This is a genomic window from Actinoplanes sp. CA-142083 (assembly GCF_050942195.1).
GTDB lineage: Bacteria > Actinomycetota > Actinomycetes > Mycobacteriales > Micromonosporaceae > Actinoplanes.
Window position 1 is genome coordinate 6,492,997 of sequence record NZ_CP192076.1, and the last position, 12,052, is coordinate 6,505,048.

8 protein-coding genes are annotated in these 12,052 nt (G+C 70.5%); 2 read left to right on the top strand and 6 right to left on the bottom strand.

The window, feature by feature from the left end:
* Positions 1-5: 5 nt before the first annotated feature.
* The 6 genes from ACQPZX_RS29875 to ACQPZX_RS29900 form a co-directional block, all read right to left on the bottom strand.
* The gene (locus tag ACQPZX_RS29875) at positions 6-2,015 is read right to left on the bottom strand and encodes a PIG-L family deacetylase (RefSeq protein WP_433362182.1); all 2,010 of its coding nucleotides are present in this window, start codon (positions 2,013-2,015) and stop codon (positions 6-8) included.
* Positions 2,015-4,060, bottom strand: a complete 2,046-nt coding sequence (locus ACQPZX_RS29880; RefSeq protein ID WP_433362185.1) for a glycosyltransferase family 4 protein — start codon at positions 4,058-4,060, stop codon at positions 2,015-2,017. Before ACQPZX_RS29880 ends, ACQPZX_RS29875 begins: the two co-directional genes overlap by 1 nt.
* Position 4,061: 1 nt before the next feature.
* Positions 4,062-5,633, bottom strand: a complete 1,572-nt coding sequence (locus ACQPZX_RS29885) for a stealth family protein (RefSeq protein ID WP_433362188.1) — start codon at positions 5,631-5,633, stop codon at positions 4,062-4,064.
* A 6-nt stretch (positions 5,634-5,639) separates the two neighbouring features.
* Positions 5,640-7,436 carry a stealth family protein gene (locus tag ACQPZX_RS29890; RefSeq protein ID WP_433362191.1) on the bottom strand — a complete coding sequence of 599 codons (1,797 nt, stop codon included), beginning with the start codon at positions 7,434-7,436 and terminating at the stop codon, positions 5,640-5,642.
* A gap of 202 nt (positions 7,437-7,638) precedes the next feature.
* On the bottom strand, positions 7,639-8,790 hold the full coding sequence (locus tag ACQPZX_RS29895; RefSeq protein WP_433362194.1) for a restriction endonuclease subunit S: 1,152 nt from the start codon (positions 8,788-8,790) through the stop codon (positions 7,639-7,641).
* A complete protein-coding gene (locus ACQPZX_RS29900; RefSeq protein WP_433362197.1) occupies positions 8,783-10,156 on the bottom strand; it encodes an N-6 DNA methylase in 1,374 nt (457 codons plus the stop codon). Before ACQPZX_RS29900 ends, ACQPZX_RS29895 begins: the two co-directional genes overlap by 8 nt.
* A gap of 66 nt (positions 10,157-10,222) precedes the next feature.
* Between ACQPZX_RS29900 and ACQPZX_RS29905 the strand changes: the two genes are divergently transcribed.
* Together ACQPZX_RS29905 and ACQPZX_RS29910 are read left to right on the top strand one after the other, a co-directional pair.
* Positions 10,223-11,452: a lactate racemase domain-containing protein gene (locus tag ACQPZX_RS29905; RefSeq protein ID WP_433362200.1), complete on the top strand. Its 1,230-nt coding sequence runs from the start codon at positions 10,223-10,225 to the stop codon at positions 11,450-11,452.
* 88 nt (positions 11,453-11,540) lie between these two features.
* Positions 11,541-12,029 (top strand): flavodoxin family protein, encoded by a 489-nt coding sequence (locus ACQPZX_RS29910; protein WP_433362202.1) that lies wholly within the window; start codon positions 11,541-11,543, stop codon positions 12,027-12,029.
* Positions 12,030-12,052: the final 23 nt, after the last annotated feature.

A 12,052-nucleotide genomic window follows, 5' to 3' on the forward strand; every position in this document is an offset into this window, starting at 1 on the left:
TATCGTCAGATCGTCGTCCAGCTCCCGAAAGGACTGGCCGGATCCGCCCCGCCGGCCCGGCAGACGTGCAGCCGGCCGTCCAGGCCGAGCACCGCGAGAACAGCCCGCCCGGCCTGATCGGTGGCCAGCGCCGGCCCGCCGCTGATCTGCCCTGGCAGCCTCCGCCACCGCGACCCGGTGGCCGGCGCCGGAAGAACCGAGAGGCTGGCCGTCGCGAAACGGTTGCGCTGGGCCATCAGCAGGTCCCCGGCGCCCCGGGAAGGGTTGTCGAGCGCGGCGATCGGGCCGAGCCCGTCGTAGCCGCCGAACTCGGCCGGCCTGCCCGGCCACGTGCCTGGCTCCTCGTGCTCGCGATACGCGAGCACCGTCCCCGTGCCGGCCTGCCGGAAGAGCAGGCAGGCCCGGTCCCCCGCCGTCCGCACCACGCGCAGGCCGCCACTGGCCACCGGCGTCGTCTTCAACGTGTGGTGCGCGACGAGAGGGCCGCCCTTCTCCACCTGCCGCCAATGCGCCACGGTGCGCTTCGCCGCGACGAACACCTGCACCAGCCCGGCGCCGCTGACGGCCGCCACCGGAACGTCCTGGAGGGGACCACCGCCGAGCGGCTCCCACGGCTGCCACCCGTCGGCCGTCTGCCGGCGCACGCTCAGCCCGCCGGTGAAGTCGCGCACGAAGACCCAGAGAAAGCCGTCGGGGTCGACGGTCGCGGCCGGCACGCCGATCTCGCGCTGCTTGCGACGGTCCGGGTCGGCCGACTCGGGACCGTCGAGCGACTGCCAGCCGGAAAGCTGGCCGCGCTCGTCGACGGTGAAATGGCCGGCTTCGACGTTGATGTCGCCGCGCACGTCGGTCCGGCGGAGGGCGACGACGTGCACCGGGCCGGACTCGCCGGCGGCCACCGCCAGCGTGGGCATCAGCCCCGCGCCGGTCAGCGATGGACCCTGCCAGGCGCCGGAGCCGGGTTGCTGCTCCGACCACATCGCGAGCCGGTCGCCGAGCACCGCGAAGGCCGCGAGGGCGCCGGACGGGAGCCGGGTGAGCCAGGTGGAGGTGGCGACGTACCGCTGGGCCGTGCTGAAGATGTGCGTGCTGCGGTACGGGTTCGCGCCGAGCTGGTAGTCACCGTGCCCGTACGCGAATCCGGGGTTCTCGGCGCCGTCCACTCCCGCGTATGTGCTCAGGTAGTCGGCCTTCTCGCGGTGGATCCGCTCGCTGAGGTTGTAGGCCCAATACCGGTTCGCGTAGGCCCGGTAGTACTCGACCACCGGCGGGTTCGGGTTGTCGCGAGTCACCCGCTGGACGGCCTTGATGGTCAGGCGGGCGGTCGCCGTGTGCTCGGGATGGTCCGAGCACACGGACTCGGTCTTGCCCCAGTCGTGCTCGGGGTCCGGGTCCAGGGTGCGGATCACCGCCGGCCGGTGCTGCTCGATCAGCTGCACCACCGCGGCGGTCAGCGCCTCCAGCGAGACGCCCTGCACCGGGGTCTTCAGGTCCAGCGACGGCAACGTGGGCGCGTGCTCGATCTCGCCGTCGAGCAGCGGCGGGAAGGTGTGGTACGAGCGGTCCCCGGCCTGCCGGTGGGCGAGGTTGAAGAAGTAGAGCACCACGTGCGGCGCGGCCTTGAGCGTGTCGCGCTCGACGATCAGGCCGCCGTCGAGCGCGACGGCCTCCTGCCGCCACGGGCTGTCCACGGGGAGCTGGGCCATCCGGGCGTACGCGCGGCGCAGCCCGACATGCCGTGCGGTCGAGTAGGCGGCGTGGTCGACCGGGGTCCGCTCCCGGTCGGGGTCGCTGGTGTCGACGTTGATGCCGTCGCCCTCGCCGGCGGTGAGCACCACGCCGATCGCCGGCATCTTCGAGGCGATCGCCAGGCGGACACCGGGATTGACGAAGTAGAGGTCGTCGTCCGGGTGCGCCACGACGGTCATCGCCGGACCCGGCTGCCACGTGCCGTCCGCCGGCGCCGGCGCCGGGTTGTCCGTCCCACCGCGCAGCGAGCGCAACCAGGCCCGCATCACGGCTGCCGATCCGAGACGACGAACGAGAGTCCACTCTGGATGTTCAGGTACGGGGTGATGCGGACCTCGGCCATCGGGGTCTCCTCGTAGAGCTCGGGCGGTTGCTCCTCGTCCACGCGTACGGACGGGTAGACGAAGGTGCGCTTGCGCTCGACGACGTCGTCCATCAGGCGGGCGATCGTGGCCGGCGACCCGTCCGCGCCGCGCGACACCGAGGCGTCCCAGTCCTCGTACCGCCGCAGCCGGGCGTCGGCGAGGCGGCCGACCGGAACGTCGACGCTGAACCGGCCGTGGCCGTCGCTCGTGCCCGCGACGGTGAGGGTTTCCGGGTGGTCGCGGCGGGTCAGGGTCAACACCGGGGTCGTGTCGCCGAAGTCGCCCGCGACAAGGCGACCGGTCACGGTGATCGTTTCGAGGCCGTACAAGATCTGGTCCAGTTCGGCGTGCTCTTGACGGTTCCACGCGGCCACCGCGAGGAACTTGTCCCTGGTCTCGTACGGCACGTTGCGCGTGAAGGGCGCGCTCTCGCCACCGCCGATCAGCTCCCGGGTGTCGAGCAGCCCGGCCCGCAGGCGGTGCAGGCCGTCGCGCCGGTCGGCAACGTACAGATCCCAGCGGCCCTCGGCGAACACGTTGGCCTCGGCGGGGAAAGAAGCCGAGTCGCCGTCCAGCGGGAACCGCACGGCCTTACGGACGCCCTCGATGCGGCGTGGCTTGCCGACCAGATCGGTCAGGTGCCGCGGCAGGCCGTCGCCCGTGACGGTGACGACCACTTGCCCGTTCTCCACCCGGCAGGACGCGACGGGCGTGGTTTCCTTGCGGGGCTTGAGATCGGGCAGGATGCGCATCAGGGCCCGGCCGCCGGACCGCAGCGTGTGCGCGGGCGCCCGGAGCCGGGACGCGCCGGCCGTCAGGTGCTGCCGGAACAGCTCCTCGTAGCGGGCGGCCACCGGTTCGGGGTCGTAGCGCCGCGCGTTCTCGCGGGCGGCCGCGCCGAGCCGGACCCGCAGGGTGTCGTCGTTCATCAGGCGCAGCAGGGCCGCCGCGATGGCGTCGATGTCGCCGGTCGGGACGAGCAGCCCGTCCACGCCGTCGTCGATGATCTCGACCGGGCCGACCGGGCACGCCGTGCTCACGACGGGCAGCCCGCAGCGCATCGCCTCGACGATGGTCATCCCGAAGGACTCCTGGTCCGAGGTGACCGCCGCGATCGAGCCCTTCACCCACTCGGCGTCCAGCGGCGCGTAGCCGCCCATCCGGAAGACGTGGTTCTGCAGTCCCAGGTCGCCGATCAGGACGCCGAGCTGGCGGGACTCGCCGCCGGTCCCGTAGATGCGCAGCGTCCAGTCAGGACGTTCGGTGACGACCTTGGCGAAGGCCCGGACCAGCAGGTCGTACCGCTTGATCGGGTGCAGGCGGCCGGCCGCCACGACGATTTTGCGGTCGCCGCGAGCGGGCGTCACGTGCGGCTCGGGGACGCTGTTGGGAATGGCCAGCACGGGCGGCGCGCCGGCGCCCAGCAGCTGGCGCACCTCGGCGGCGTCGGCCTCGGTCACCGCCGTGACCGCCGAGAGAGCCGGATAGTAGGCCCGCATCTGCTCGTGGATGGACGCGGGAATCATGTCCTGCGTCATGTGCTCCTGCGCGATGCGCACGCTGCCGGCCCGGCCAAGCCGGGCCACATAAAGGTTCAGCGCAGAGCGGGTTCCGGCGACGACATCGTACGGCGTTCGCCGCAGATATTCGGCGACGCGCTCGTCGGTCAGCCGGCTGTAGAAGCGGTAGAACTCCTCTTCGACCGGCACCAGCTCGGACATCTCGCGGGCACGCGGGTCCTTGCTGTCGGCCGTGCCCCGGCGCAGGTCGACGAGTCCCACCACCGAGACCCGCGACGGGATCTCCATCATCGGCCGGTCGAGGCGGCGCAGCACCGACACGATCTCGACGTCGTGCCGCTTCGAGAGCTCGGTGGCCAGGTTGATGACGGTCCGGTTGGTGCCGCCGACGCCGTAGATGTTGTGGACCAGGATGGCGATCCGCATGTCAGGCCTGCTTCTCGTACGGGCTCGGCACCGGGAAGTAGCCGTCCAGGAAGGGCCGCAGTACCGCGTCCTGCGCGGCCAGCTGGTCCTCGGTGGAGAAGGCGTCGTTGATGCAGTACGCCTCCCAGTCCCGCCGCTCGAGGGCCCGGGCCAGGCGGGCCGCGAGATCGGGCACCGCCAGCTGGACGTAGCCGTACTTCACCGAACCGGGCAGCGCGCGGCCGCTGAGGAACGCGTAGTGGTGGTACAGGTTCGAGACCGGCGAGAGGTCCTCGGTGCTGCGGAAGCGCGAGGTCATGGTCGCCGTGTACTCGGCCGGGAACTCGGCCTCGATCTCGGCCATGACGCTGCGCCGCAAGGCGTACGGAACGTGCTGGAACACCTGGGTCGTGACGGGCCCGAACTTCGCCTCCAGCAGCCGGCGGTTGTTCTTGTGGGCGGCGTCGACCGGGGTGTCGTCCACCCGGATCGGGCCGACCGGCACCCGCCCCTGCGACAGGAAGAACTTCGACAGCCCGTTGGCGAGGAAGAACGCCTGCGGCGCCATCGGGCGCCCGAAGAACATGTCGTCGTTGAGGTAGAGGAAATGCTCGGCCATGCCGTCGATGCGGTGCAGCTGGCTCTCGATCGCATGCGAGTTGAACACCGGCAGCACGGTCGGGTCGCTGAAGATCTCCTTGTGGCTCACGACCCGTACGCCGGGCTGGGTCGTGTCCAGCCAGGGTGGCGTCTGCTCGTCGGTGACGATGTAGATGTTGCGGATCCACGGGGCGTTCGCGTGGATCGACCGCAGCGAGTAGCGCAGCTCGTCCCGGCTGAGGAAGCGGGCGGCGCTGGCCGACTCGGCGTGGTAGGTCTCGCCGGTCACCTGCGCGCGCTTCTGCTGCCAGACCGGGTCGGTGCCGTCGACCCAGGTGTAGACCAGGTCGATCGGGAAGGTGATGTCGTCGGGCAGCGTGACGGCCATCTCCGGGCGGGTGCGCACCGGCGGCAGCGTCCGCCCGACGCCCGCCAGCCGGGTGAACTGCTCCATCGGCGCCTGGACCGGCGTGCTCTCGCCGGGCAGCACCCGGCCGACGCGGTTCTGCCGGGGGCCCCACAGCCGGCCGTCGCGGGCGGTACCCCAGAACTCGATGTCGCAGCCGTACTCGCGGCCGTACACCAGCGTCTGCGTGGGGTCGGTGCGGAACCAGACCAGGCGCAGCACCTTGGCGTCGGCGACCTTGCCCCACGCGGCGTCGTCGGCGCCGTCCAGCAGCACGTCCCGGACCGCGGGCTTGGGCATGATCGAGGCCAGGTAGGCGCGGGACTGCCGGGCCAGGGCGCCCAGCGCGGCGACGACGGCGTCACGCTCGTCGGCGCGCACCCCGATCACCGGTACGCGATCCTCCAGTCCCCGCACGGCGAAGTGCTCGACGCCCGCCTCCGCCAGCGCCCGCTCGACCGCGACGTGGTTGAGCGTGCGCACCTGCAAAGGAGTGAGGCCCGGGTGGACGTGCACCGTCCGCGGCGTCATCTGGATGGACATCTCCACCGCGTACAACGGCTCTCCTCGATTGATTTTCTCGGCCACCGGTGATCAGTAACTCTGCAGCGTGTGGCGGCCCCGGCGGGACAGCTGCTCCGGGATGATCGCCGTCGTGCCGTGGCGGGCCTCGCGGGCCAGCGCGGTGGCGGTGAACCGGGCGCGCTCGTCGGCCACCTCCTCCGGCAGCTCGAACTCCGAGCGGAACGGGAAGTACTTGGGCAGGAAGTCGGCCATCATCGCGGCCTGCTCGTCCAGGGCCACCGTCGCCGAGTCGGTGTCGTTGAGGCAGAAGACGTCGCAGTGCCGCCGCGAGAGCAGGAACGCCAGCTGCACCGGCGTCGAGGGATGAGCCAGATCGGCGTACGTGTATTTGATGTTGCCCGGCACCGCGCGCTTGGTGAGGTAGGCCCAGTAGTGCTGCAGCGACGACGGGATCGACAGGTCCTTGGGGTGCCGGAAGGGGTGCTCGGAGGTCTGCTTGACCTCCTCGGGCAGCCACTTCTCGATCTCCTCGAGCACACCCTTCTGCAGCGGGTACGGCACGTGCTGCATCTTGCGGGTGATGCTGCGCTCGAACAGCTCCTGGATGTGCCGGCGGTTGTTCTTGCCGGCCGCGGTCACCGGCGCGTCGAAGACGGTCGCCGGGCCGGCCTCCAGCTGCGCGGTGGACTGGAAGAACTTCGCGATGCCGTTGGCGTGGAAGAAAGCGTTCGGCAGCACCGGCCGGCCCAGGAACATGTCGTCGTTGAAGTAGACGAAGTGCTCGGCCAGGTCGGGGATGCGGTGCAGCCGCGACTCGATCGCGTGCGAGTTGAACGTGGGCAGCACGCCGGTGTCGCCGAACAGCTCCCGGTGGCTGATCACGGTCAGCCGCGGGGAGTCCGGGTTCAGCCACGACGGCAGCTGGTCGTCGGTCACCAGGAAGATGTGCCGCACCCAGGGCGCGAACGAGGCGATCGACCGCAGCGAGTAGCGCAGCTCGTCGCGGCTGATGAAGCGCGACTGGTTCGTCGCGATCGTGTTGATCTGCTCCTTGCCGAAGGCGGCGAGCGACTCGTTCTTGCGGGCGAGCCAGTCCGGGTCGCTGCCGTCGACCCACGTGTAGACGACGTCGATCGGAAAGCGGACGTCCTCGGCGGGCACGCCGGCGAACTCGGAGCGGGTGCGGTACCGCGGCTGCTCCTCGGTGGCCGACAAAATCGGGTTGAGCGCGACCGGCGGCACCTCGCGGTACTCGGCCTGCGCCGGCAGCACCGAGGCGACCTCGTTGCGCCGCGGGCCGGCGATCATGTCGGGCGCGCCGTCGACGCCCTTGACCGTGCGCCAGAATTCGATCTCGCAGGCCGAGCCGCTGCCCAGCACGGTGGCGCCGTGCGGATCGGTCACGGGGAAGAAGACCTGCACGCCCGTCTTCCCGATCCGGGTCGGCCGGAAGCCGCGGTCGGTCGCCTCGCCGGTGCGGATCCGCGCGCCGGAAAGCTCGGCGTCGGCCCGCAGGACCTCGAGCGTGCGCTCCCGGTCGCGCCGGTGCACGGCGACGGAGCTGTGCAGGCGGCCGGTGGGGCGCAGGCAGAAGTACTCGATGCCGGCCCGGTCGAGGACCGCGGTGACCGCCGTGAGGTTGCGGTGCCAGGCGCTGGCGGGCGTCGTGTCGGCCTCGACCTTGGCGTGCAGCGTGGTGCCGGCGTCGCGCGCCTTGATCAGCGTGCCGGGCGTCGCCGGATGGGCCAGCGAGCGCTGCCGGGTGAGCCGCCGGACCAGCCACAACTGCCGATGTGGCGGAAGCACCTGGACCAGCCGCAGCCGGTAGTCCTTCGGCAGCAGGCGGTAGAACCGCAGCGCGATCATGCCTCGGCCCTCGGGGACCGCAAGGCCCCTGGGCAGGACAGATCACGTCCCTCGTCGCGCAACATTCCGTGCTTTCCCCGTATCCCCGTGTCGCCGGCCACGCTCCAATCCGTCTGCGTGGCGGATGCAGGGTAACCACTCTATGAACACGAGACAATCTCGAGGTTTCTCAGCTGGAAGGTTTCCGAACTTTTGCCCGGTTTTAGGGCCTGCGGATCTCGCCGATCGTTATATTTCGGGCCAAAAACCGGGGCAAAAGGTAGTCGCGCAGCTCGGACAGGGTGGCGTTCTCCTCCGCCAGGCGCTCACGCAGGGCGAACAGCGGGCGGGCACGCTGGGTGAATTCCTCGATCACGTGGGCGGGCGGCAGGAGGACCGGCAGCGCGAGGGCGTGCGAGCGGTTGAGCCCGGGAACGGCCGAGTCCTGATTCATCCGATCAAGACCCAGATTCAGGAGCATATGGTACGCGTACGCAAAGCTTATATTTTTGCCTTTTATCCGGACGTAATATGTCGTGTCGATGGGGAAGAAATCTTCGGCGCACCAATGGACCGAACCCACCGTGCCTTTGCGGCCCACGATCACGCCGGGGCCGGGGACGAGCGCCGTGTCGTGCCGGCCGACCCGGCCGCCGCTGCCGAAGACGGGGACCTCGCCCGGACGCCGGAGCCTTGCGGGGAGGGCCTTGCCGTAGGCCAGGTCGAGGATCTCGCCCAGGCTTTGCGGCCGCCCGGACCGGCCCGGTCTGATCGCTTCGGCGCTCGCTCTCGCGAACTCGGCCGCGACCAGGTCATGGGCGGTTTGCGCGGTCGCCTCGTTGGCGGCGATTTTCTCGTCGAGGGCGCCGAGGACCTCGGCGATCGCCACCTGATCGCGCAACGGGGGGATCACTATCGGTAGCGCGGCGAGGATGCCCAGATTGATGTGCGGCACGCCGGTGGTGATAGCGCTGTTACGGATCGTGTCGACCATCGCGCGGGATCGGAACTGGTAGTACACGAATCTCGGGTCGGCCCGGGCGGGGTCGACGCGCAGGCGCATCTGGCTCTGCGAAATCACGTAGCTTTCGTATTGTCCGGGGACGATTCCGACCTGGCCGAGCGTGCCGCGCTGCGTGAAGACGACATCGCCGGGGCGGGCCTGGTTCCCGGAAAGTTTCCGCGCTTTCTCCGGCGTCACGAAAACGAGCTCGGCAGTGTCGAAATAGCCTTGCGAACCGAGATTGGCGCCGCGGATGACCGGCACGCCGGCGGGGACGTAGTCCTTGCCGCCTAGCGAGGAGCCGAAGGGGCCGCCGATCAGCCCTCTCGGCGCGGCCACGTCGCGCAGCGTCCCGGTTCGCCAGTCATCCATGCAGCCGTCCGAGCTGCTCGCGCACCGCGGCCTCGAGCCGGGCGGAGTCGTCGAACCGGGCGTAGAGCTCCTTGGTGAGCCGCTCGATCCGGTCGGCGACCGGCTCGTCGTCCTCCTGGCTCTCGGGCGCGCCGACATAGCGGCCCGGCGTGAGCACGAAATCTTGCGCGGCAACTTCCGCGGTTGTCGCCGCGAAACAGAACCCGGGCACGTTCTCGTACTCGTCCCGGCGCCACGCGTGGTAGGTGTCCGCTATCCGGGCGATGTCGGCGTCGGTCAGCACCCGCTCGGTGCGGTCGACCATCGTGCCCATGCCGCGCGCGTCGATGAACAGGATCTGCTCGTCTTTCTTGCGGCGGCTGAGGATCCAGAGGCAGGCCGGGATCGCGGTGGTGCGGAAAAGGTTTCCCGGGAGCGCGACCATGCAGGCGACCAGGTTGTCACGCACGAGGGCTTCCCGGATCGCGCCCTCGCCCTGCTGCCGCGACGACATCGAGCCGTTGGACAGCACGATGCCCGCGCTGCCGGAAAGTTTCGCGGCGATGTGCTGGAGCCAGGCGAAGTTCGCGTTCGCCAGCGGCGGCACCCCGTAGGCCCAGCGCGGGTCGGCGGGATCGCGCTGCCAGTCGGACTGGTTGAACGGCGGGTTGGCGAGGATGAAGTCGGCGCGCAGCCCCGGGTGCAGGTCACGGGCGAAGGTGTCGGCCCAGGTCTCCCCCAGCCCGCCCGGGTCCATGCCGTGGATGGCGAGGTTCATCTTCGCCAGCCGCCAGGTGCGCTCGTTGCTCTCCTGCCCGTGCACGGCCACGTCCCGCCCGCGAAACTTGGCGGCCTGCACGAACATGCCGCCCGACCCGCAGCACGGGTCGTAGACATCGCCCTCGTACGGCTCGAGCATCTCCACGAGCAGCCGCACCACCCCGGCCGGCGTGTAGAACTCCCCCGCCCGCTTTCCCTCGGCGCGGGCGAACCTTTCGAGGAAATATTCGTACGCCTCGCCCAGCACGTCCTGCGCCGGCCGGTCGCCGTCGGCGGTGAAGCGGGCGTCCCCGATCAGCTCGACGATCTCCCCGAGCCGGGTCGGGTCGACCTTGCCGAAGACCTTGGGCAGCACGCCCGCGAGCGCCGGGTTGTCGCGCATGACCGCGTCCATGGCGGCGTCGAGCCGTTCGCCGATCGCCCCGTCCCCCGCCGTGAGGGCCGCCCATTGCACGCCCAGCACCCGGGCGTCCGATACGTACTTGAAGAAGACCAGCCCCAGGATGAACTCCCGGTACTGCCCGGCGTCCACGGACCCGCGCAGCTTGCCGGCCGCCCGCCACAGGATGTCCTGAATCTCGCGGGTGCTGGATGCGCGTGCCGGCATCCGCACAGGCTGCCACAGACATCGCTTCCTTTGCGGGATGGCCGATTGTGGCGGAGAGTTTCAGCCATGGGAGACACCATCGGCGCCGCGGACCAGGTGCTCGACGACGCGACCGTACGGGACTTCGTGATGGAACGGCTCAGCGGAGCCGACCTCGACGGGAAGTCGGTGTGCGTGGTGGTGCCGGACGCCACCCGCAGCTGCCCGCTGCCGCTGCTGCTCGGCGCGGTGCACTCGGCGCTCGACGGCCGGGCCTCCCGGGTCACCGTGCTGGTGGCGCTGGGCACGCACGCCCCGATGAACGAGGCGCAGCTCGCGAAACACCTGGGCGGTCCGTATCCGGGTTTCGAGGTGCTCAACCACGAATGGTGGGTGCCGTCGACGCTGGTGTCGGTGGGAAACATTTCCGCCGAGCGGGTGGGTTCGCTTTCCGGGGGGCGGATGCGGCGGGCGGTGGATGTCACGCTCAACCGGGCCGTGGTCGACCACGACGTCTGCCTGGTGGTCGGGCCGGTCTTCCCGCACGAGGTGGTGGGTTTCTCCGGCGGCAACAAGTACTTCTTCCCCGGCGTCGCCGGGCAGGAGATCATCGACTTCTCGCACTGGCTGGGCGCGCTGATCACCAGCGCCGAGATCATCGGCACCCGCGGCATCACCCCGGTCCGTGCGCTGATCAACGAGGCGGCGGCCCTGATCCCGAGCCGCCGGCTGGCGTTGTGCCTGGTCGTGCAGTCGGGGACGGGCGCGCTGCACGCGGCCTCGTTCGGGCCGCCCGAGGAGGCCTGGGCCGCGTGCGCCGACATCTCGGCCGAGACCCACGTGCAATACCTGGACGCGCCGGTCCACCGGATCCTGTCGATCATCCCGGCGAAATACGACGACATGTGGACCGGCGCCAAGGGCTTCTACAAGGTCGAGCCGGTGGTCGCCGATGGCGGGCAGGTCATCCTGTACGCCCCGCACGTCACCCGGATCTCCGAGATGCACCCGGAGATCGAGGAGATCGGCTACCACTGCCGCGACTATTTCGTGAAGCAGTGGGACAAGTTCTCGCACTACCACTGGGGTGTGCTGGCCCATTCCACGCATCTGCGGGGCGCCGGCACGTGGGATCCGGAGACGGGCGAGCACGATCGCGTGACGGTCACGCTGGCCACCGGGATCCCCGAGGAGGTGGTCCGGCGGGCCAATCTGGACTACCTGGACCCGGCTTCCGTCGACATCCCGGCGTTGACGGCCGACCCCGGGACGATGGTGATCCCGCAGGCCGGCGAGGTGCTGTTCCGCCTGCGCTGACGGGTCCTCGGGCCCTGCACGGCGTCCCCGTGGGGCGCGACGCTGAGGAGGAAAGTTTCCCGGCCCGCGTCTCTGGAGGGGATCGATCGTGAAAGCGCTGGTGGTCTACGAATCGATGTTCGGAAACACCGAGGCGATCGCGCAGGCGGTCGCGGAGGGGCTGGCCGGCGGGTACGACGTGACGCTCGCCGACGCCGCCTCCCGTCCGTCGGCGGACGGGGTGGACCTGCTGGTCGTGGGCGGCCCGACGCACGCGCTGAGCATGAGCCGGCCGAGCACGCGCGCCGACGCGGTCAAGCAGGGCGCCTCCGCCGGGCACAGCGGCAGCGGCCTGCGCGAATACCTGGACACCGCGCCCCGCCTCTCCGGTCTGGCGGCGGCGGCCTTCGACACGACCATCGACACCCGGTTCCCGACCGGGTCGGCGGCGCGAAAGGCCCAGCGAAAGTTGCGCCGCCTCGGCTGCCGCGTGGTCGCCCCGGCGGAAAGTTTCCACGTCTCGGGCACGGCGGGCCCGCTGCTCGACGGCGAGACCGAACGCGCGAGGAAATGGGCGGTCGGCCTCCACGTCGCATAGCCGGGATGGCCGGGCCGCGGTTC